The organism is Nitrospiria bacterium (assembly GCA_035517655.1).
GTDB lineage: Bacteria > Nitrospirota > Nitrospiria > JACQBZ01 > JACQBZ01 > JACQBZ01.
In genome coordinates, this window is the sequence record DATIYJ010000029.1 from 39,924 (window position 1) to 62,908 (window position 22,985).

Annotated in this window: 16 protein-coding genes; all 16 read right to left on the minus strand. The window is 59.0% G+C overall.

The genetic code is table 11. The annotated features are described in order from the left end of the window. Positions 1 to 47: 47 nt before the first annotated feature. The gene (locus tag VLY20_05975) at positions 48 to 1,805 is read right to left on the minus strand and encodes a POTRA domain-containing protein (GenBank protein ID HUK56188.1); all 1,758 of its coding nucleotides are present in this window, start codon (positions 1,803 to 1,805) and stop codon (positions 48 to 50) included. Beyond that, positions 1,802 to 2,356, minus strand: coding sequence for a hypothetical protein (locus tag VLY20_05980; GenBank protein ID HUK56189.1), 555 nt, complete (start codon positions 2,354 to 2,356; stop codon positions 1,802 to 1,804). The genes VLY20_05975 and VLY20_05980 overlap by 4 nt, the downstream gene beginning before the upstream one ends. Before the next feature lie 64 nt (positions 2,357 to 2,420). Beyond that, positions 2,421 to 3,845, minus strand: coding sequence for an AAA family ATPase (locus VLY20_05985; protein ID HUK56190.1), 1,425 nt, complete (start codon positions 3,843 to 3,845; stop codon positions 2,421 to 2,423). Positions 3,846 to 3,905: 60 nt separating this feature from the next. Further along, positions 3,906 to 4,685 carry a CpsD/CapB family tyrosine-protein kinase gene (locus VLY20_05990; protein ID HUK56191.1) on the minus strand — a complete coding sequence of 260 codons (780 nt, stop codon included), beginning with the start codon at positions 4,683 to 4,685 and terminating at the stop codon, positions 3,906 to 3,908. A 16-nt stretch (positions 4,686 to 4,701) separates the two neighbouring features. After that, positions 4,702 to 6,447 (minus strand): Wzz/FepE/Etk N-terminal domain-containing protein, encoded by a 1,746-nt coding sequence (locus VLY20_05995; protein HUK56192.1) that lies wholly within the window; start codon positions 6,445 to 6,447, stop codon positions 4,702 to 4,704. Positions 6,448 to 6,500: 53 nt separating this feature from the next. Next, positions 6,501 to 7,622, minus strand: a complete 1,122-nt coding sequence (locus VLY20_06000) for a hypothetical protein (protein HUK56193.1) — start codon at positions 7,620 to 7,622, stop codon at positions 6,501 to 6,503. 95 nt (positions 7,623 to 7,717) lie between these two features. Further along, on the minus strand, positions 7,718 to 8,305 hold the full coding sequence (locus VLY20_06005) for a polysaccharide biosynthesis/export family protein (GenBank protein HUK56194.1): 588 nt from the start codon (positions 8,303 to 8,305) through the stop codon (positions 7,718 to 7,720). A 22-nt stretch (positions 8,306 to 8,327) separates the two neighbouring features. Next, on the minus strand, positions 8,328 to 10,715 hold the full coding sequence (locus tag VLY20_06010; GenBank protein HUK56195.1) for a tetratricopeptide repeat protein: 2,388 nt from the start codon (positions 10,713 to 10,715) through the stop codon (positions 8,328 to 8,330). A gap of 46 nt (positions 10,716 to 10,761) precedes the next feature. Beyond that, positions 10,762 to 12,393 (minus strand): MraY family glycosyltransferase, encoded by a 1,632-nt coding sequence (locus VLY20_06015; protein ID HUK56196.1) that lies wholly within the window; start codon positions 12,391 to 12,393, stop codon positions 10,762 to 10,764. 8 nt (positions 12,394 to 12,401) lie between these two features. Beyond that, on the minus strand, positions 12,402 to 14,003 hold the full coding sequence (gene xrtD / locus VLY20_06020) for a VPLPA-CTERM-specific exosortase XrtD (protein HUK56197.1): 1,602 nt from the start codon (positions 14,001 to 14,003) through the stop codon (positions 12,402 to 12,404). A gap of 10 nt (positions 14,004 to 14,013) precedes the next feature. Continuing rightward, positions 14,014 to 14,748, minus strand: a complete 735-nt coding sequence (locus VLY20_06025; GenBank protein ID HUK56198.1) for a WecB/TagA/CpsF family glycosyltransferase — start codon at positions 14,746 to 14,748, stop codon at positions 14,014 to 14,016. Next, a complete protein-coding gene (locus VLY20_06030; GenBank protein ID HUK56199.1) occupies positions 14,699 to 16,639 on the minus strand; it encodes an alginate lyase family protein in 1,941 nt (646 codons plus the stop codon). Before VLY20_06030 ends, VLY20_06025 begins: the two co-directional genes overlap by 50 nt. Further along, positions 16,640 to 18,832, minus strand: coding sequence for a bi-domain-containing oxidoreductase (locus tag VLY20_06035; protein ID HUK56200.1), 2,193 nt, complete (start codon positions 18,830 to 18,832; stop codon positions 16,640 to 16,642). A gap of 217 nt (positions 18,833 to 19,049) precedes the next feature. Then, on the minus strand, positions 19,050 to 20,390 hold the full coding sequence (locus VLY20_06040) for a hypothetical protein (protein HUK56201.1): 1,341 nt from the start codon (positions 20,388 to 20,390) through the stop codon (positions 19,050 to 19,052). Then, the gene (locus tag VLY20_06045; GenBank protein ID HUK56202.1) at positions 20,387 to 21,751 is read right to left on the minus strand and encodes a DUF362 domain-containing protein; all 1,365 of its coding nucleotides are present in this window, start codon (positions 21,749 to 21,751) and stop codon (positions 20,387 to 20,389) included. Before VLY20_06045 ends, VLY20_06040 begins: the two co-directional genes overlap by 4 nt. Next, a complete protein-coding gene (locus VLY20_06050) occupies positions 21,748 to 22,920 on the minus strand; it encodes a glycosyltransferase family 4 protein (GenBank protein HUK56203.1) in 1,173 nt (390 codons plus the stop codon). Before VLY20_06050 ends, VLY20_06045 begins: the two co-directional genes overlap by 4 nt. Positions 22,921 to 22,985 lie beyond the last annotated feature (65 nt).

Consider the following 22,985-nt stretch of genomic DNA (forward strand, 5'->3'; position numbering starts at 1 on the left):
CTAAAATCCACATTTTGCATTCCCCTCATGGCGAAGACCCCCACGTGTTAAAACATCACTTTGAGAGAAAAATGAATAAAATAATCCCCGGCCCGGGTAACGGAGGCATCCTTGAGCGCCCGGGCAAAATCCACGCGTCCCTGAAAATAGTCGGTCACTTTCAACCGAACGCCAAAACCCGCGCCGGCAAGCTGTTGACGGTTGAGTTGACCGGGAGGGGGCTTCAGGGTACGGAGGTAGGCCTCATCGTAGAATACGGTAAACATCAGGCTCTCCTTATAAGGATTGGGACGGACGATCGGAAATGTTGGAGAAAGAAATTCCAATGTCCAGCGGAAGCCATCGTCTCCCAAGGCCTCGCTTTCCAGATAACCGCGCACCGAGTCCACGCCTCCCGCAAAATATTCTTCGGCCGGTATCAAGGGCCCGTTCGCCCACTGCCCGTCGGCCTTCAAGGACAGAGCGGATCCCTTTGGGAGATCCTGCAACCGCTCCAGACCTCCCTGAAGGATGAGAAAAGTCCCGGTCGAACCCTCGCGGTTGCCGGGATGGTTGATGCGATCCGATGGATCGCCTCCGAAATCCTCATTGCCTCCCCCCGGCACCATCCCCGCCACATATCCTTTGGCCGTTAAGGAAATCTTCATCGTTCCCACATCGTCAGGATAAACCAGCGTATCGTTGATCGAGAGGGGCGCATAATTGACCCGATCGCTTACGACCGCCGTCCCCAACCCACCAGGAAAGCTGGCCGTGCTCTTATCCAAATGTTTATAATCAAGACCCAGGATGATTTGCTCGGACAATTTTGTGCCGGTATCGAGTGGAATGACATACCGGGTCCCCCCGATGTCGGCATTCCCGGGGATGTTGATATTTCCCGATGAGGTTGACACGGTTCCGGCGGATAACTGCGACTTGCTTTGGGAGAGTGCGCCATAAAAAACAGCCGTTCGACCGGACTGTTTCAATGGTACGACATAGCTCAATCCGTAAACCCGAACCCGTCCCCAATCCTGGGGCGTTTGAGTCGTCTGAAAGGTCAGGATCTGGTCCCGGTTAAAGAGGTTCGTATATTGGATCGCGCCGTTCAGGCGCTGTTCCGGCGTGTCGGGCGTCCCCTGATTGTTCCATTCAATACTTTCATGAAGCGGAAGCCGATCCTTGACCGCCAATTCGAGATCGACGGTTCCGGGTTTCTGCCCGAGCACGAGAGCCGGTGTGATTTGCAGGTCCGGATTGGAGTTGGCCATATTCAATTCCCTCAGGAACGTCGGCTCATAAATCAAGATGTTCTCTTTTAAAGAGGGCAGCCTCTCGAAAATCGTCTTCTTGGAAAAATACCGGTTCCCGACCACACGAATCTCGCCCAGCCTGCTTTCGATCACCGTGAGACGAACGACCCCGTTTTCGATGGTCTGCTGCGGGACGGTCACGATCACGGTGGGGTACCCGGCTTCGCGATAAGCCTTCTCCAGCGCGGAACGGGCCGATTCCACATCCATCATGCGCTGTTTCGGCCCCAAATAATTCGAAACGATCGCTTTGACTCTCTCCGAAGGCAGAACCGAATTGCCATCGACCTGATAGTCGGTAACGGCAAAGGTGATCTCCGCGGGATTTTGGACCGGGGGTGCCTGTGCCGCCGGCTCATTGGGCGCCTGTCCTTGCGTCTCTTGCGGCGGTTTGGGCGCTTCCTGGGGCGCGGGCGCCGCTTCCCCCGTCCCCTCGTCCGCGCACCATGCCGAATGGGATCCGGAGAAGAGGAAACAAAGCAACCAAATGATCGGCAGGAGACCTTTCAACCTCCGGTCTCTCCGTCGGAAGGCCCGGCCTCCGCGCCTGGAAGATTGTCGGTCTCTTGGAGTTCTTTGAGAATCTGCATCGCTTCGGGATCCGCCTCGACCACGGGTTTCAGCCAGGCGATCAGGATACGGCGGGTCTCCGGATCCGGTTCGTTTAAAATTCTATTCAAAACCTCTTGCCGTTGAGACCGCTCCTCGTCCCGGTGATCGGCGGCGTCACCCGGACTGTTCAGATCCGACAGGTACGGGGCATGACGCAAAAGAATCTGTTGGACGGCCGCGGATGGAGGAATCGCGCTGTCTTGATTCCGGGCATACCCGTCCGGAACGGGACCCGCCGGCCCGGAATTCTGCCGGCCCCCGGCCGATGGTGAAAGCGCGCCGCGTTGATCCTGGGCATACCCGCCCGGATTGCGCCCTACTCGGACGGAATCCTGTCGGACGACGGCACCGGAGGGAACTTGTTCATCGGAGCCGCACCCACCCAGGGGGAAAAACAGCGCGCAGCAGGCCGCCAGCGAAACGGCGGCGAGGATCGTTTTAGTGAACATTTTTCCCCTTCTCCCTTTTATACTCGAGCCCGTTTCCGAATGGCGGAATCGTGCTCTCTTTAGATTATCTGGATATCAAGAATTGATTAAATTTCTGTAAACTCCCGTTGAAGATCGCAAGAAGAGCGCGCGCGAGCCCTTTCAGCCGCTTCCGGAATCGCACGAGCCGGGATTGACGAAGCGTCATGGATTCCGTCAACCGCTCGATGCGGTCGGCCACATCGCCAAAACCGCGTTCCATGAATCGCACCCGCTGAAAACAATCCAGAGCTTCTTCGATCTTCCCCTGCTCTTCCAGAACGCATCCCATTTCATAACGCACACGAATGACCTCCCGGCCGGGCGCGGAATAATCCGACAAGGCTCTTCTGAATAATTTCAGGGCCTCGTCGCTTCGACCCGCCTCCCGGTGGCAAAGGCCGGCCAGGAACGAGGCCTTCATCCAATAGGCCGGGTCCTCCGCGGCTTTTTCAAAGAAGGGAACGGCCTCGTCCCGCCGGCCCGCTTCCTTCAATTCCATCCCTTTTTGGTAGGCCATGCCGGAAGCTTTTCCCGAAGCCTCGGCCGACCCGGACCGTTCCGACCGATGAGTCGGCCATTCGCCGTTCCCCTCCTGATCCCGAACCGGGCGCTCTCTTCCATTCAGAAAGGAGGTTAGACCGCTATCTTTGACAAAGGGAATGATTCTCCCCGCGATCCGGTCCGAAGCCGCCTCGGCCACCAGCCGGGCCGAAATCCTCTCGGCCTGTTCCGCGAATCCGTAAACAAGAGAACGTTCGCAGGCCTGATTGATCAAGCGAGGAACGCCCCCCGAAATGCGATAGATCAGGGAAAACGCCTCCTCTTCGAACAGCGGAATTTCTCTCCCGGCGGTTTTCACGCGATGATGGATATACCGATCGGTTTCTTCCGCATTCATCGGTTCCAGGTGATACTCCGCGTCGATCCGCTGAGCGAACTGGATCATGTCGGACCGGCGCAAGAGATCCCGGAGGCCGGGCTGCCCGGAAAGAACGATCTGCAGAATCGGGTCCTTGCCGGAATTCATGTTCGACAACAGCCTCAGTTCCTCCAGCATGGAGGGTTCCAGATTCTGAGCCTCGTCCACGACCAGGACCACCCGGCGTTTCAGGGCATGTTCCCGGTCCAAGAACTCCGCAAATTTTCGGTGGACGGATGCCTGATCCCGGCTCCGGGGCCGCAGATTAAAGATCCCCATCATCCACGGCATCAGGCTCTGAAAGTTGCCATGGGTGTTCGAGATCAGACCGATGGTGAGCTCCTGTCCGGCTTCGCCCATCATCTTGCGCAACAGCAGGCTTTTGCCGGTCCCGATCTCGCCGGTAATGACGATGAACCCGGATCGATTAAAGAGGCCGTATTCCAACAAACTCAGAGCCGCGCGATGGTTGGAACTGCGGTAAAAGAACTCGGGATCCGGAATAAGAGAAAACGGTTTCTCGCGAAATCCGTAAAACGATTCGTACATAATCCTCCTGACCTCGGGAACGCATGGATGGACAACCGGGCCACATCCCGTTGGTTGTTCCTAGCTTTTATTCAAGACCGTTCCGATCAAGGGAACTTCTTTGATCAGATGCAATGCTTTTTCGATTTCCTCCCTCTTGGTCCGCCCCGCCTCGACGACCAACAACAAGGCGTCGAGGTAGGGAGAAAAGGCCAACACATCGGCCGACCGGAGGAGCGGGGGGAGATCGAAGAGGACCAGCCTTTCCGGGTAGCGGTGCTTTAACTCCGCCACCAGGGCGGTCATCTTCGGCGACGTGAGCCGTTCGGTCGAATCATGAATTTTCCGCCCCCCCGGGAGGAGAACGAGACGTCCGAGACCCGGATGGACCAGGAGCGACTCGACGGGAATATCGTCCAGCAGATATTCGGCCAGCCCCCGGTCCGGCCCGATTCCGAGGACGCCGTGCACGCCCGGGTTTCGCAAATCCGCGTCGACCAGGAGAACCGTCTGACCCGCCTCCATCGCCAGACTGATCGCCAGGTTGATCGCCGTCACCGTTTTCCCTTCGCCCTCTCCCGGACTCGTCACCCCGAGCATACTCCAGCCGTTTTCCCGCATCCGATGAAGGACCTGTGTCCGAAGAATTTTATAGGCATGGACAAACTCGTTCTCTTCAAAGGCCGCGAGGATCCGCCGCTCCCGCATATGGGAGAGCGGCACCTCCACCGAACGCGTCCGGGTATAGATGATGCGTTCCGAGGATCTTACCGGCGAATACGGGGGGCCGGTAAGGGTCGAGGGCCCCTCTTTTTCTCGTTTCTCTTTCACTCGATCGAGTGCGAGCTGTATCTTGTCCATATTCACTCCGATGCCTTTATCCGACCCCAAGCTTCCGCAGAACGACGAACCAGAGGACATCCAGGGGAACCCATAGGAGATGAATCGTCATCAACGAAATAACCAGAAGACCGATGCTTCCTCCGATCAGCCGTCTTTTGATCCGAAGGGACCGTTTCCGGTCTTCCGTATTGGGCATGTAGGGAATGACCGCCAGCGGGGGCGCCTGACTTACCGTGCCCAGCGTCTGCGCGGTATGGACGGAATGGTCGAGACTTTCCGCCGCCGCTCCGTAGCCGATGCCGCCGGCGGCGGCCAGCACGAGACTGAGAAAAACGATGACGGGCCGTTTCGGCTTTTCCGGTTTTTCGGGAAGGGCCGGGGGATCGATCAGGGAAAAACGCTCCCCTTTGCGCTGGTCTTCCAAAACCTCCGAGACCTGGGCTTCCACCAATTTGGACCGGATCTCACGGTATTTCTCGACGGAGTTATCCCGGTCGCGGGTCAGGTCCAGGTACACCTGCTCGATCATGGGAGTTTCCTCCAGCCGATGCGAAAGTTCCTGGGCGCGGGCTTTCATTTCCGCCCGCGTGGCCTTCATCGCGTCCAAATCGTGTATGGCCGATGAAAGTTGGGATTGGGTCAGGATGTAGGCCGGGTTTTCGGGCGGAACCGCCGCCGGTTCTTCCGGCGTCGTCTTCGCCTGGGCGATCTCTTTTTCAAGGGAGGCGATGATCTTTCGGTAGCGGACGACATCGGGATGGTCTTCCCCATACCGCTCCAAAAGGCCGGACAGGTTCGCACGGGCGTCGGTGATCTGTTTGGAAAGTTCGTCCGCGTCGCTTCCCTTTCCGACCTCTTTCTCGAGCGCATCGATCTCCCGCTTCATCTTGATCACATCGGGATGCTGCGCCGATAAATAGGACGCGCTGCTCGCATACTGAGCCCGCAGGGCTTTAAGCCTTTCTTCCCGGTCCAGGATGCGTTCCCCGGAGGCGGTGATGATCGGCGTGTTGGGTTTCAGGGTCGCCAATTGTCCTTCGAGAGAAATCTTCTTTTCTTCGAGCGAACGGACTTGTTGATCCACATTGATCAGCTCCTGGTCGACCTGATTCAACAACTGCATGTTCAGCTGCGTCAGTTCGGGCAAGGCCCCCTGGGCGCGCTCCTTGAAGACCGAAATCTTTTTTTCCAGTTCCTTAATATGGCCGGAGAGTCGTTGGGCCTGGCCTTTGAGAAACACCGTCGTTTCCTGGGCGTTGCGTTCACGGGTTTTCAGATTCTCGGACAAGAAAAGACTGGTCAGCTCGTTGGCGACCTTCTGGGCCAATTCCGGGGTTTCCCCGTCATACGCCAGGGTGAACGCGATGGTGGCGTGCGTCGGCTGGCCGGTGCGGCGGTCCACGACCTCCGCGCTGATCACCTCGATTTTGATGTCGTCCACGAAACGCTCCAGCACGTCTTCCGTCGTGCTGCGCCGGCGCAGGCCGGAATAAAGCCCGTATTGTTCCACGATCTTCCAGAGGTTGGAGCGGGTCATGACTTGGTGTTTGATGGTTTCGATGCGCTGATCGGCATAGCTGGTTACGGTGGATCGCACCAGATCCGTGGGGACCTCCTGTTCCTCGATCAGAATGGTGGCCGTGGAGCGATAGGCGGACGGCAAAAGGAACGCCACCAGGATGCCCAGGATAAAGAGCACCGCCGTGGGCGCTAAAATTTGAATTTTTCTCCTCTGAAAAAGGTCCAGATATTCTCGGAGGTCTTTCTTCTGATCATCCATCGAACGTAAACCCTTTCATGCTCTTTTCACCGGACTGCGTCAGGGCCCTGTCCTTACCGGGAAATCGCCATCCGAGGCCCGTTGTACGTCGTGATCAGAAAAACGGCATTGGAAATCGCCCGGCCGGGCGCGTTATAAACCGCCTGTTCGGCATAACGGTAAGAAACCCCCGAGGACCAGCGTTCGGCCCACTGCCAATCCCAGCGTTGCTCGATCTTATCGTAGCGGCTGTTCGGGACCAGCCGATCCGTCCGAAGCGGCCGGCTCAGGTAAGAGTCGACGGCCAAAGAGGCGGTCAGTTTTGTCGTCATCGTTTTTCTAAACAAAAAATTAAGATGATTGACTTCGACCAGGTATCCGATGCCGCTCGGGTGGGTTTCCCGGCTGAACCCGCTTTGAACATGGACGGTCTCGAATTCCTTCTCAAGATCGATCTGGCCCACCCATCCCCGTCCGCGATCCCGCCGTTCGGAAAGGGTTGTTTGATAGATCGATGTCGTGCTGCGGATCCCCGCCGTCGCGTCCCCGTGAAACGTCTCGGAAAAACGATGCGTCAAACCCGCCTTGGCGCCGTATTCCAACGACCGGAAGTCCGCCGTCAGCGCCTGGTAGGTCGAATAATAAGAACTCACGGTGGCTTGATCCCGCTCGGAGCTCTGGTACACCGCCTGGACCGTTCCCAGGTGGGTCTGGTAGTCGACCAGACTCGGACTCGCGTAAAGGGCGTCGGAGAAATCGTACTCGGCATGGAGCGTGAAATTTTCAGTCAGGGAACCGATCCATTTGGGATTCAAGGTGAACAGGTCGCGTCGCGACCGATTGAGCACCTGGCCGGTTTCGATCAGTTCGCTCGTCAAGGTCAGATCGCGCGTGTACGAACTTTGTAATTCCAAGCTGTTTCGCTCCATTTGATAACGGCTTGAGACGGTGTAGTACTGATCGGTCGTGTCCAAATCCTTTTGTGTAAAATAGCGCGTGAGATTCACCAAAAGATTCCCTTGAAGCTCGAACGGCTCCGTGCGCACCCCGAGATTTAAACTTGGGGATAACGTGCTCCCCGTCGCCGGATGACGAACGGGAAGCAACAGGGGGTTATCGTCGTATGCCCCGTTCAGGCTCACCGAGGGTTCCATCGACCATTCGGCCGCGGCCGCCTCCTTAGAAAAAACAAGCAAAACCGCCAGAACCCATCCACCCGATCTTCTCCAGAGCGGCCGCATGATGAATTAAGAACCGGGCGTCGTGCCATCCGGTGTTCTCCTCGACTTCTTCACGGCACCACGATCACGTCCCCCCTTTGAAGGAGGATGTTCTGCTCCAAGTGCTTCCCTTTCTTGATGTCGCCGTAGCGGAAGGAAAAAGTCCGCTGCCCCCCCGGTTCCGAGTGGAGGACCTCGATCCCGTTTTCCGAGGCGAACGGCGTCATGCCCCCCGCCAGACTGAGGGCCTGCATGACATTGGTGTAATGACCGACCAGGTATTCCCCGGGGCGATTTACTTTTCCGACCACGTATATTTTATAGCTGTTCACCTTGGTCACGGCGACCGAGACGGTCGGGTCGGGGATGAACGGTGAAAGACGCTCCCGGATATCCTTTTGGAGTTCCTCGGCGGTCCTTCCCTCGGCCTGCACCTCCCCGATGAGCGGAAACGAAATCATCCCGTCCGGCCGAACCAGCGCCTCCCGGGTCAGGCTTTCGTCCTTCCAAACGGAAATCTGCAGCACATCCTCCGGTCCCAGGCGGTACTCCGATTTTGCGGAAACCACCCCCGCATCCGATTCGGCGCCCGCCAGGATCGGAAGAAGGCTCAACGCCACCGATGCAACGATGACCCCTATGGTTTCCAGCCCTCTCAAACGTCACTCCCCCGCTTTGTCCTCATCCTTTGATCTGGGCCAGCGTCGTCCGGGCCTCCTCGATGCCGGGAAAAGACCGGGCGGCATGAACCGCCTTGGCCAGATACCGCTTGGCTTTATCCTCATTTCCCGCTTTGTAATACGCCATCCCGAGATGGTAATAGAGGATCGGACGATCGGGCATCCTTGTTTCGATCTTTTGAAACACCCGTACTCCGTCCTCAACCCGGCCCATTTTCACGTAGACCCATCCCAAGGTATCCAAAAAAAGCGGATTGGGGGCATTCTTCTCGAAGTCCCGGCTTAATGCGAGCGCGCGATCCAGACTCTGAGAGTCTCCGCGGCGCTCCGTCAGCAACGAGGCCAAATTGTTGGCGGCCACCAGGGCTTTGGGGTTCTTTTCCAGGACTTTTTCGTAGAGTTGAATCGCCCGGTCGGTTTGTCCGATCTGCGTTTGGGCCGAAGCGAGGAGCACTTGGAGCTGTTCCGATTTCGGATTCGCTTGAAGACCTTTTTCCAGGACCTGCGCCGCCTCGGACGGCCGGGCTTGAAGAAGCTTCAAGTTCGACAGGTCGATCCAAGGGGTGACCCAATCCGGTTTGATCCGGATCCCTTCTAAAAACTCGTGCTCCGCTCCGGTCTGATCCTTCTGCAACACTAAAATCTCACCCAACATTCCATGGGCGTAGGGTTGTTCGGGATGAGCGGAAATCAACTTCCGAAGTCGATCGATGCCTTCTTGCTTTTTCCCCTGGGCCAGCTCGACCTGCATCCGTGCAAACAAAGGTTCGGGTGCGTCCGGTCGAAGGCTCATGGCGCGTTCATAGGCCTTGGTCGCTCTCTCCCATTGCTTGCGCGCCTGGCCAAGATTTCCCTCCGCCATGTCCCCCGGGAAAGGGTCGCCGCCGGCCGCTTGAATCCGGGTGAGTGTCGCCTCGGCGCCGCGCCATTCCTGGTCCCCCATTTGCAGGGTCAACATCATTCCCAAGGTTTCAATGTCGTTCGGAAGCTCTTTGAGGATCGCTTCCAGGCGTCCGCGGGCGGCCTCGCGGTTTCCCTCTGCGGCATCCAAGCGGGCCAGGGCCCGACGGGCGTCAAACTGCCGGCCATCCAATGCAACGCCTTTCTCCAAGCTTTCACGGCCCAGGTGCTCCTCGCCCGCCAGCAGGTAGGCCTGTCCTAACAAGACATGGACATCCGCCCTTTCGGGCTGATCCTTGAGCACGCTCCGGAAGGCCTGAACGGCGTCCCGGCCTTCTCCGTCGAGCAGCGAGATCTTGCCTTCCAAAAGCAGGGCGTCAGATGAGCGGGTATTTTTCTTCAACACTTCCTGCAGGCGCTTATCCGCCGCGTCCCGTTTTCCTTCGGCGAAATCCAATTCGGCCAGTTTCACCCGGGCGTCGAGCCCTTGGGGACGATCTTCCTGGTCGTCCGCGATCCGTTCGTAGACTTTCCGGGCTTCATCGGGCTCATGGGCTTTTTGGTATAGCTGTCCCAAGGCAAACTGAAACTTGGCGGCCTCGCCCGATTTTTTGATCGCTTCCAGAAGAACCGCTTCGCCTTCTTTGATCCCTTTGTGGGCGGTCACAAACTCGGCAAGGCCCAGCCAGCCCTGATCGTTGTCCGGATCCAGACGGATCGCTTTTCTCAAGGTCGTTTCGGCCTTGTCCAACTCATGGTATTGTTCGTAGAACCCCGCCAGTCTTAAGCGGTGTTCAAAAACATGCGGTTCCACCTCGACCATTCTTTGAAAAAGAGGCTCCGCCTCGTCTTTTTTATCCAGATGGACCAGGATGTTCCCAAGGTTGCTGAGCAGGACGATGTTGTTGGGATTCGCTTCAACCGCCCTTCGTAAAATTTTCTCGGCCTCTTCCGGCCGCTGTTGACGGGCATAGAGGGCCGCCAACAGGCTGGCCGCATCCGGCTCCTTGGGATGAAGCCGCAGCACGTCTTCGGTCGCCCTGATCGCCTCCCCCACCTTCCCGTCGCGCACCATAAGAGCCGCTTTCAGGATCTCGGCCTGGGCATCGCCGGGATATTTTTTCAACACCCTATCCGCCATCTCCGCGACCTTGTCCGACATTCCGGCATCCAGATAGTATCGCCCCAGTTGGATCAAGGTCTCGCGGTGATCCGGATTGATTTCCACGACCCGGAGATAGTAGCCGAACGCCTCCTGCCAGTTTTTTTCTTTTTCTTCCACCTGGGCATACATGAAATAGGCGTCGGGATCCTTGGGATCAATCTTTAAGACATTGCGCAGCGCCACGCGGGCCTTCGGCCAGTTTCCATCCTGCATGTACTGCTTCGCCCGCGCCGTGTATTCGGCCTTTCGGGCCTCCGGGCTGCCGCACCCGACGACAGCCGCCAGGATCAGCAGCGGGACCGCCGTCCAGATTTTCATTCGCATCGTCTCGCTCCCTCGTTCCACAAAATACGCCACACCCAATCCCCTTCTACGTTGCCCAGGCCCGGACCCCAAGAATCATCAGAGACCAGAGCACCACCATGCCCAACAGGTTCAACCGATTCGAAAGCTTGACCAGAAGCAGCTCATACGCAAAAAAAAGGACGACAAGTTTCAACACGAGCAGGCCGAGAAGGATCTCGCCCAGGCGCATATCGGAGAGGCTCGGGATGATCATCGCGACCAGCAAGACGAGAAAATCGAGCGGCGTGACCCGGAAAGAGGCCTCCCGATTCAGTTGAATGGCGATCAGGACCGACACCGCCATCAACACGAAGAAAAGGTTCACCGTCGTATGGAGCGAGCGGCCGGCGGCGGGGAAACCCCGCTCGCTCAGGTAAATCAAAAATGAACCCACCACATACAAGCCCAGACGGATCAGAAGCGGGATCGCCCGGCGGAAGGTCAGGAAGCCGCCGAGTAAAAGGCCGAACAACAGGACCGCAAATAATCCGAAATCGGCCGGGATCTGATGGGGGACAAAAGCGCCCAATCCCAAAAAAAGAAGCACCCCCGTCCCCAAAAACCAAAAGGAGATTTCCGCCAGAAAACGCGACTCCTTGATTCGTCGCATCAGGAGCACCGAAATCGAACGGTCCCGGGCCGGCCGCCCCCAATGGAGTCGACCGCGTGCCACCAGCGCGGAAAAAACAAAAACAAGCACCGCAAAAAAACCATACACGGCCAACAACTCGGCGTCGTCATGCCAGCGCATCAGGTAGGCCAGGCCGATCATCGTCGCCTGAAGGACGTAAATAATCACGACGGCCTCGTGATGGAAAAATCCGACCGATAAAAGCTTGTGGTGGATATGATTTTTATCCGGGAGAAAGGGGGACCGACCCGCGGCAAGGCGGTGGCCCATCACCATGAGCGTATCCAGCACCGGCAAACCGATAATGAGAAGGGCCAGAACCGGGCTGAACGGCGATCGAGAGGGATCGCTCAGCATAACGGCGGAAACGCCCGCGGAAAACCCGAGGAATTGACTCCCGCCGTCCCCCATGAAAATCTGCGCCGGATAGGTATTGAAGCGCAAAAATCCCAGAACGCTGCCGAGCACGGAGAACGAAATGATCATCACAACGGGGTCTCCCGAAAGGTAGGCCAGGTAGGCCAGCCCCGCGAAGCTGAGGAGACAAAGTCCCCCGGCCAGGCCGTCCAGTCCGTCCGACAGATTGATGGCGTTCGTGATGCCCAGCAACGCCACGACCGTCAACGGGGCGGCCAGCCACGGCAGGAAACCCGTCCCATCCAGAAAAGGGATGCTTTTCAACCGGATGCCTCCGTATCCCACCGCGATCAGGATCGCCAACAGTTGCACCAGAAACTTCGACTTGAAACCGAGACTCGCGCGGTCGTCCCACACCCCGAAAAAAAGAATGACCACCGCGCCCATCAGATACGAAAAAGCCTCCCGATCCATCGGCGCAAAGATAAGAATCGATGTCAAGGCGCCGGCGGCAAACGCAATCCCCCCCACCCGCACGACCGGCGCGTCGTGCATCTTCCGATCGCCGGGCATGTCCAGTAGATGAAAGGGGCCCGCCCATCGCATGAGCGGGGGGATCAACGCGATGCAGATCAGCAACGAACTCACGAAAGCGTAAAAGAGCGTCATTTCCATTTTCAATGCGGAATGAACCGGCCCAAAAGCGGACGGATCTCCCGCGTAAATTCCGCGAGAAGATGGTCGGCGTCCGAGTCGCTCGTCCCTTTGGCTACGGGAGCCGTCAAACGGATCAGGGCCCCGTCGGTTCTGTTTTTCGTTAAGGCATCCCAGAAAAGATAGAACTTGACCCGATACTCGTCGGTCAGAATTCTTCCCCGCTGCTGAAACCAGTAATAAACGACCTGCTTCTCGGTTCCCCTTTGGATGACCGCGCGGTTGACCGTCAAATTTTCCCCCGCCCGCGCCGCATCGATCCTCCTCTCCTCCAAGGCGGTAATCTCCCAGCCCCCTCCGGGAATGCAGGTCCGGGGGGAATGGGCCGATTGACCTTTCTTCTGCGATCGATAGTAAGCGATGTAAAGATTAACGGGCGGACCGACGGGGCCCCGATAGTCCGCGAGGAGGTAGTCGTCAAACCGGAGGGCTTTTACGTATTCCTCCTCCATCGGGTAACTGTTTCCCGCCCAGCTTCCCAATTTCATCGGGAAGTCGGAAAACGTCGCCCGAGAAGGCGGAATCTCTTCTCCCGACACGAGCTGGGTCGAGGCCATGATCACCGGCACGAAAAGAGCCAGGGACACGAGGTAGGCGGGGGAGGACAACAACGAGACCGGCGTCCGGGAAAGCGCGCCCTCTTTTCCGACGGCTTCCGCTTTCACCGGCGGAGGACCGAACCACTCGGCCAGGGAACGCCGTTTCCCCCGCGCGCCGATCCGGCCGAGGATCCACATTTCACCGAACAGAATCAGAAGACTGCAGACAAAGAGGAGCCAACCCGAGAAACTGTGGAAAAATCCTTCCGCAGGACCTCGTCCATAATGATCGACCAGCAGACCGGTCACGCCGATTCGAAACCCGTTAAGAAAAATAGCGATCGGAAAACTCGACAAAAAAAGGAACGCCCGCTTCCAGCGGGTCTCCCGGTAGAGATAGGCGCAGACCAAGGCCAGCGTGGACAGAGGGAAAAGATATCTCAAACCGCTGCAGGCCTCCGCAACCTGCAGCTGAATCGGTCCGAGGTCGATCACGTTTCCTTCCCGAAAGGCCGTCACTCCCATCAGTTTTAATATTCCCACCCCGAGTCCGGAAGAGATCAGCTGCAAGCGGGCTGAAAAACCCTGGTAGAGGAAGTCGGGAAGAGGAATCATGGTCAGGAGAAAAAAAACGGGGAAGGCGATCTCTTTCACGCCGCGTCCCCCGAGGGTCGAGAGCAACAGCCCGATCACAACCAAAAAAAGCGAAAGGTGGACCAGAACATAGAGGGTGGAAAGTTCCCCGATAAAATAAAGCCCCAAACCGGCCAGCACGAGCGGGAGCCCCCACCAGGTTCCGACCCGGCCCATCGTCCGCAGCCTCTCGCGCCGTTGCCAGATCAGGTAGAGGGAGATCAGCGGAACAAAGAAGCCGTAGCCGTAATTTTCATCGACGTACCACATTTTCACCATATAAGCGATTCCCTGGTGATAGATAATCCCCAGCAGGAGAACGGGAAGAGCCGCCATCGGCCAAAACCGGCGCTTGAACAGGATTTCCGCAACGCTGGTCGATACGAATTCCATCGTCCGTCCGTCACCCGATCACAAATTGCCAGAACACCCGCGCGGCGAATCGGGGCAGCGCGGTCTGCCGCAACAGACGCCTCGGTTCGGAGAGCAAGCGATAAAGCCATTCGAGGTGCATCTTACGGATGAACATGGGCGCGCGCTTCACCCGTCCGGACAGCACGTCGAACGTTCCGCCCACTCCCTGGCACACTTTGACCTTGAGCCGGGGGAGATATTGCTCCAGCCAAAGCTCTTGCTTGGGGCTGCCCAAGGCGATGAAAAGCACATCCGCTCCCGAAGCATTGATGCGATCGATCAAGAAGGGCATCTCGTTCTCTTTGAGATAGCCGTGCTGCCCCCCTACAATCCGAAGGCCCGGAAAGCGCCGACGCAGCGCCTCCATCACGTCCCGGTTGACCTCCGGGCCGGCCCCGAAAAGAAAAATCCGATACTGTTTTCGCGCGGCCCGCTCGCAGATGGCCGGCATCAACTCGGAACCCGGCACCCGTTCCATCTTCCCCAAGCCCAGAAGGCGCGCCGCCATCACCACGCCGATCCCGTCCGGAATCAACAGGCGGGCCTCCCGAAGCTGGGCCAGGAGCGCCGGATTCTTTCTCGCCTTGATCACCTTCTCGGGATTCACCGCGACCACCATCCCGGGCCGATCGTCCCGCATCATCTCCTCCACGGCGCTTAAGGCCTGCGACATGTTAACGCAGTCCACCGGCACGCCGAGCAACTCGATTCGTTTGGGCTTCATCCATCCACCCTTCGATCAATGAACGTTCCGCCTTCGACGGCATCGAAGGCTCCGATCCCGTCCGGATCTGCGTCATGAAGCCGTGGGGAAGCCCCCCGTGGTATCGCGCCCTCAGGGTCGTGATCGGCTCTTTGCTTCCGTATCGGTCCGATTTCCAACCCGAGACCGGATCCTCTTCTCCGGAATGAAGCGAAATTTCCCCGCCTTCGACGACGAGACTGAAATCCCGACCGCGGGCGGTCAAAAGGAACCCGTCGCCATATGGGACCGGCAAAATCCCGCAGTGCCAGCGGAGGTCCAGAGTGTGGACCCCTTCGCCGGTCAGACGGTCGACGATCAGCCACAAACCCGGGGGACGATGGATCACCGCGCGCCGGTGTTCAACGCCCCATTTCAGCCGATGATAACCGTCGTGAGAGGCCAACAGGCGAATTTCTCCGTCCCCGGCCTTCTCTCGGCGGATCAATCGGCTTTGAAAAGGGTGAGACCACATAAAAGGGGTTTCCTGAACCGCCTGATCCAACCCGTCCACCGTCACGGTGTTATGGGCGCTTGTCCCGCGAAAATACGACCTCCAGCGCGTGTCGCCGGTGTAGGTATACGTCCCGGAGTCGGCCAGGATTTCCTGCTTCCCCGACCGGAACAGGACGGACAGGGCGTCGGCGTGGCCATGTCCGTAGGAAGGAGGCATCCCCAGCGGCCCGTGGTCAAAGATGAGAAGCGCTTGCTCCTCCGCACCGCTCCGAATGACGGAATAGCCCGCCTCCTCAAAAGTGGTGAGGACCGGCGGCCTTTGCCTTTCCTCGCAGGGCGGCTGCAAGAGGGGAGAAAGCGCATACCCGTTGTCTCCGTCTCCAATCGAGGGCCAAGGATCGGAAGTTTCCGCAAAAGCGTTGAGAAACGATCGGCCGCGCCGGTGCGCATCCCGGACCGCCGGAGGAACGGCTTGCTTGAAGTGTTGCAACAACCCGATCACGATCCCGTAGAGATCGACGATAAAGCGTTGATACCCGAACGCCTGCTCGATTCCGCCCCCGTCCGGCAGGATTTGACGATCGGCCTCCCGCTCCAAAATCGAGAGTCCCTGTTTCTTCCAGGCTTGGGCTCCTCGGAACTCGGGGAAGAGAACCCCCGCATAAACGAGCGCGGCCGACTCCGCGATCGTATGGTTTCCCGACGAGGAATAAAGGGAGGGCCTCTGGAAAATCAATCCCGCATGTCCCTTCACCAGATCCAACAGCGCCGGCCAGACGCGATCGGGCTGGCTCAGCTTCCGCCGGCCGATATCCAGCGCATGACAGGCCGCCAGAATCCGCAGGCCGCATTCCATGCTGGAAATATAGTGGATCCCTTTCATGAAAGGATTGGCCTCGACCCAGGAGAGGAATTGTTCCTCGAGGAGGCGGGCCGCTCGATCTCCGATTTCGGGCTCGGCACGGTCGGCCAGCAGCGCCAAGGGAATAAGATGCTGCAAGCGGGAAGGTTCCCAAGCGATGCGGACGTCTCCATAAGGGTTCCCGCTCCTGTAGGGAATGGATCCGAAAAAGGTCTGCGGCCAGATTCGTCCCGTGTCCGGGGCCTCATGCCAGACATCGGCTCCCGGCCGCCAGGTCCAGTCAAAGCCCGACGCCTTTACTTTTCCGTCCAGAAAATCTCCCGCTTCTTGCGGATCGTCCCCAACCGGCCGTGAGAATTCGGAAGACAGCGGAAGCCTTGATTCAGAGCCTTTGCAAAACTCAAATCGTTTCCAGTCATCATCAGGATGTCCGGCGGCCGGCCGCCGGCGATATTGGACCTGCAACCGTTTCAGAGACCATTGTTCCCCAAATCGGTGGACGATTTCGGACGCGTCCATCACTCTGAATCGCCGGATGTACCACTGGAGATCCATTCAGGTATCATCCCCCGCTGAATTCGCATCGGTCGCCGAGCGCCGGACCGCGTAAACCCGCCCCGTGCTCTGGCTCTTCATCGCCAAGAAGCAGGCCCGGGTGACGGCCTCGATCTCTTCGAAGGAGATCGCCGGACGGTCTCCCTGAAGAATAGCCCGGACAAAGCGGCTCATTTCCGATCGGAACCCTTTATCGCAGCGGCCCGTTTTGAAAACGGTTTTTCGGCCGGCGGCATAATATTCCGAGAGCCTGAAATCATCCAGGACCAGGGACCGTCCGTCCCCGAACGCTTCAAACCGTTCCTTCGCCAACGCCGCGTCTCCGCCCGCGGCATAGACGACCGTGCCGATCGAGCCGTCTTCGAAGGCCAACGACAGATGGGTTTGATCCGCCGTGATGCCGGAGCGATGCTCCGCGATTCTACGGGCATGGACGGAGATCGGCCGCGCGCCGCAAAGGAACTGGAGGACGTCGATAAAATGGCAGGCCTCTCCTATGACGCGGCCTCCTCCCGCGGCCGGATCCTGACTCCAGTGTTCCGCGGGAAGGAGTCCGGCATTCACGCGGTAGAGCATCACGAGCGGGTTCCGTCGATCCCGGAAGAATTGCCTGGCTTCATCCAGATGGGCGGAGAAACGCCGGTTGAATCCAACGAACAAATGGAGCCCCTCTTGGGCCCGCTCGGCATAAACCGAAGCAATGATCTCCAACTCCTCCTCGGTCAGGCAAAGAGGTTTTTCCACGAAAACATGCTTCCCCGCCCGGAGCGCTTCCACCACCATCCGGCCGTGGCTGTCGTGCCGCGTTCCGATCAACACGGCGTTGATCGACGGATCCTTGCACACCTCCCGATAATCGGTCGTGCAATAAGTCGCTTGAATCTTCTCGGTCAGGACCTTTCCGTGGAGGCCCGTCGCCGTGCAGACCGCGCGGACCGCGACCTCTTTCATGGACAGGAGATGGGGAAGGAGACGATCCCGGACATGGTTCCCCGCCCCGATGAGCCCGAGGTTCAGTCGGCTCAGAGGCTGATTCGGAGCGACCTGAATAATTCGCGCCGGCTGGGACGCGCCGGCCGAGGGATAGGAGACAAGGATCCCGAGATAAGGCTCTTGTCCCTCCGTCATGAGCCGATAGGCCCGCTCGGAATCCTGAATGGCGTATCGGTGCGTCACCAAAGGTTTCAGACGGATCCTTCCCTGCTGGACCAGGTCGAGAAAAGCCCGCATGTTGCGGTTTTCGGTCCATCGGACATAACCGTAGGGGTAGTCGTGTCCCTTCTCCTCGTATTCGCCGTCGTAGCGACCCGGCCCGTAAGACATGGACAAGCGCAGGTCCAATTCCTTCTTATAATAGGGCTCGCGGGGCAGGGTCATCCCCACCGCGCCCACCACGACAACGCGTCCTTTCTTTCGCGAGATCTCTCCGGCGACCTCGACCGGACCGTTTTCCTTGGTACTGGCCGTGATCAGCGCGGCGTCGACGCCGTGCCCGGACGTAAAAGCGGCGGCTGCGTCGACCAAGGCGTCGGGAAGCGCCGCCGAGTCCGCGCCGAAGGTCCTGGCCATCTCCAGTCTGTCGGGGTCAAGATCCGAAGCCAGCACGAAACATCCCGAGGCTTTTAACAATTGGACGGTCATCTGGCCCAAAAGACCGAGACCGATCACCGCCACACGATCGCCCAAACGAGGCTCGGTCTGACGGACCGCCTGAAGCGCAATCGCGCCCAGGGCCACGAAGGAGGCATCCTCAAAATCGACTCCGGTCGGAATCTTAACGCAAAGGTTCTTTGGAACATAAACGACCTCGGCATGCGAGGCATAATTCTGTCCCGCACAGGCCACACCCTCGCCCACCGAAAGTCCGCTCACCTTCTCCCCCACGCTCAGTACGGTGCCGGCGCAGCTGTAGCCGAGGGCGGCCGGGGAATCGAGCCGATCGAGGGCCATTCTCAGCGTATCGATCAGACCGTCTTTCCGGGCCTGATTCAGCATTTTCCGGACCATCTCGGGGCGATCGAGGGCCTTGCCCACCAGGCTTTTCTGCGCCATCTGCACGGTGGTTTTCTCCGTTCCGGCACTGATCAGGGAAAAGCGATTGGCCACCAAAATTCCGCCGGGACGCAAGGTCGGAGCGGGAAGTTCGTCGACCTTCAACACGCCTGTACGATAATTTTGAACGATCTGCTTCATAGGAATCGATATTGGCACACACACACCAAAAAACCTAATGACGACGGCACCGCGGGTTTCATGGAAGGGAACTTATCACGCCGTCAATCACGGCATAATCAAGGTCATGTAAATTCTCTGTTAACTCTTATCAATCCAAGAAATTTTTCCGATTCAGAATTGGAGGGAGACCCAAGGGGCCGAAGGAAAGGATCTCTTTGAAAACGTGGTTACGCGATTAGGGGGAAGTGGATGTTGAGCAAGGAAGATGAGAAACAACAAAACGAAATTTTCCACCGGCCGTTCGATCGATGCGTTCCACGTATTCGAACCGCACGCGAATCGAATCCCCGAGCCGGAGACGGGCCTCGGCCCGAATCCGTTGTTCATCGTGCGGCGAATAACCCGGGTTGCGGACGACCCGGATGACCACCTCGTCCGGTCGACTCTGCACGATCTGCGCTTCGCGGACGCGGGTCGCATCTTTAAAAAGGTGATCGAGCCGCCCCACGATACGACCCTCGGGGGTCCGGACATAATCTTCAACGCGGCCTTCGATCCGCTCAACCAGGGGAAAGGCGCAACCGCAGGCGCACGGACCCTTCCGCGGGGTGGCCGCATCGCCCACGCGGTAGCGTATCAGCGGCATGGCCCGGTTGTTCAAGCCGGTGCAGACCATTGTGCCGTCATCGAGCAGGTCCAACAGACCGTAGTCCGTGCGATAATGCAAGCCGCCCGCGGCGCATTGCACGATATTGCAGGTCATCTCGGTATTCCCATACCAATTGAACACCGGCGCGCCGAAAGCTTGCCGGATCGCTTCGCGTTGGAAATCAAGCAAGGTTTCGCTGGCGGTAAAGACGGCCCGCGGCCGAAGCGCATCGATCCCGTTGTCCTGGACATGGCGCGCCAGAAGATAAAGCGACGAAGGATACCCATGCACAAAGTCCGGCCGGAAGTCGGTCAGCGCCTTAATATAGGAGGCAAGGTTTTGGGGCGTGAAATGATACGAGGAGCACAGCAATCGTTTTTCGACATGGTCCGCCCGCCAGAACGGCGGATGGCTTTGACGGGCGGGAACCACGGGATGGCCTGAAACGTAGGCCCCTCGGCTCAGGTAGGGGACGCCGCCCCAGGCCCGGTGACGCCACCGGAACGCCATCTCCATTTGGTGATAGTCCCGACTGATGCGGACCGTCAACGGCGTCCCCGTGGTACCGCTGGTTTTCAGCGTCAACAGCGCCCCGGGCGAATACTCATCGGACAAGAATTCTTCGAGCCGGGCGGCCACGGCGCTTTTTTCCAAAAGAGGCCACGCCGACAGGTCGTCGGGGGGCAGACCCTGCCGCCGGTAATACGGCACATGCCGACTGGCATACTCCAACATCCGGCGCACGGCCGCCTGTTGTTCATCGAGCAACCGATCCAGGGAGGCGCGTTCGTTCTGCTCCAGTCGACGGAGCGACTCATGGAAAAACGCGCCGTATTTCAACCGGAACGTCCGCAGGCTGACCAGATTGACCGCGAACGTTTGCGCCCAGACGGGCAACGCATCGTATGCCGTTTTACCCGGGATCATGGAAAGGTCGCCGGCCCCGGCTCCGCGACGCCGACCCCGTTCTCCGCTTCGATATGACCGGTCCACCCGAAATGGGGTCGAAAATGGAGGATCCTTCCCGCGTCCGGAACGATCCGGATCTGCTCGGGAGAAAAATCAACCAACGGCAGGTCGGAAAGACGAAAGGCCTCCCGAATGGTCGGAATTTTCCGCCAGTCGAATCCCATGAGTTCGGCCGCCGCCCAATCGGCCGCGACGGGATTCGTCCCGCCGACCAGCACGCCGCAGGGCTTGGCGTCGGCCTCCATCGGCCCGTTGCCCTCCCCCGCGACGATGCCGTCGATAATCGTGAGATACCGGAGCGGTTTTCGTCTCGCTTGAGCCGTCCCGTCGAAGTGAAAGAGGATCCGATTCAAATCCAGGGTCATCCGCCAGGTCGTGTCGTTGCCGTGCCAGTTGCCGCTGCGGACCACCGCGTGGGTGGACCCGAACATCCTCGCGCCGAGGCGGACGGCGACGGGCGCCCACAGTTTCGCGGCCGGCCCGGACCATTTCGCCGCCTGCTTGAAACCGGAAATGAGCAGACTTTGCAGCCGAGAGGCGGAGTCGCTGCGCGGAAACTCGTCGCCCCCTTGGGCCGGCGTGCCGATGCAGAAATGCGGGAGATAATTTTTGTCCCCGTTGATGCCGACCAGATTTTTAAGGCTCAACGTGACGCCGACCTTCTTGTGCGTTTTCAACTTGGGCAAGTTGATAAAAACATCCGCGTCCATCGCGCTTCGCGAAATCAGGTACTCGTGACGTCCGTTCGAATGGTGCGACGCGGTAAACGCCGTGTCGTAATCGGCGCCGTAGAAGGCTCCGGCCTTGCCGTGAAAGCTGCTGTGTTCGCCGAGATCCACCAAGGTGTATCCCCGCGGGTCCTCCCGAAGCCGGCGCCGCTCGACCACCACACCGCGCTCGGTCCGCCAGTACTCGCGGCGAAGGTCGAGGATCTCCACGTTCATGCCGGGATGGTCGCGTCCCAACCGCTCTTGCAACGCCGCCATGCCCGTCCGCGAGCATATCCGGCCGAAATCGCTGTCGGTCTGAGGCGCATCGGCGATCGTAATCGTCCCCCGGCCGCCGAGGGCGTCCGCCACCTCGAAGGCGACGGCCGCGATGACCGACCCGTGCGTGATAATCTGTTCCCATTCGCCGGGACGTTCCGTGTGCGACTCGCGGATGAAATTCGGTTTCAGCAGCACGCGATCCCCCGGCCGGATGATCTCCGACCAGGTCAAGCCGAGTTCCTTCAGAACGCGTCGGACCGAAGCGCGCACCACGTCGATCTCGTACCGGGGCTCCTGCCGAATGACCGCAACGAGTCGAGGATCGATCATGACAGCCCCCCGACGTCCGCCCGCCGGCGGCCCCGTCTCTGCGCGGAGGCCATCGTCTGACGAAAGGCCCCCTCCAGGCGAAACGCAAACCGTTCCATCGTAAAACATTCCTCGACGCGCTTCAGGGCGTTCGCCGCCATCTCCCGCCGCAAAGCGGGATGGCGAATCAACCGGACGATTTTTTCCGCGATGGCCTGCGGCGAATGGGGAGGAATGATAAACCCGGTGACCCCGTCCAGAACGGTCTCTTTCAGACAACCGCGGTCCGTTGCGACCACCGGAAGCCCCGCGCTCATCGCCTCCAGCACCGTGATCGGCTGACCCTCTTGCTGGATGCCGGGGAACACAAAGACGTCGCCGGAGCGCAGGAAGTCGCTTTTGGGCCGTCCCGTGACGGAGCCGACAAAGCGGACTTTCCCCGCCAGGCCGAGCGCCGCCACCGTTTCCTCGGCTTCCATCCGGGTCGCGTCCCCCCACCACGGCCCCGCGATGAGAAATTCCACGTCGGCGTGGGCCGTCACGACCATCGGAACCGCCTCCAGCAACACGAAGAGGCCTTTTTGCCGGCTCAGGCTGGATAAGAACACCACCCGAAATATTTTGGGCCCGGGCGGAGCCAAAACCGGCCCGGACCGTTGCCGAACGGCATCGGACGGCACGCCGTTGGGAACGACCGAGATCCGCTCCGGCGCCGCCCAGCGGCGGAAGATCGGCCGGAGCATTTCGCCCAGGACGATGAACCGCGAGACTCGCCTGAGAATCATCCCCATATAGGCCTTCCAGAATAGTCCCCCATTGGAATATAACGTCTCCAAATAAGCGCCGTGGAGATGAACCACAACGGGGATCCGCGCGAGGAAGGCCGGAATCATGAACAGGCTGTCCCGGAGAAACCCGATCCGTGTCTGGGAAACGGGCAGGTAGAACAGCGCCGGCCTCTCCTTCAGGATGAGCGCCAGGTTCCGAAAAAATTGCCTCGCGAAGAGCGCGACATCGTAAACATCGGGCTTGTCGACATGGTCGATGCCCCTCCGGTCCGTAATATCCAAATGGACCAACCGGAACGTCTCGGCCATCGGCGATGCCAAAAGGGTCTGCATGGCCGTGCTGACGCCGTGATGGGGCGGCGGAATCGGGCCGATCAGGAGCAGGGTCGGTCTCTCAGCCATTAGGCTTGATCCTTTTTCGAAAAGGTTGGATCACCGTTGTTTGTCCGGCCTTCAGACAACCGTGC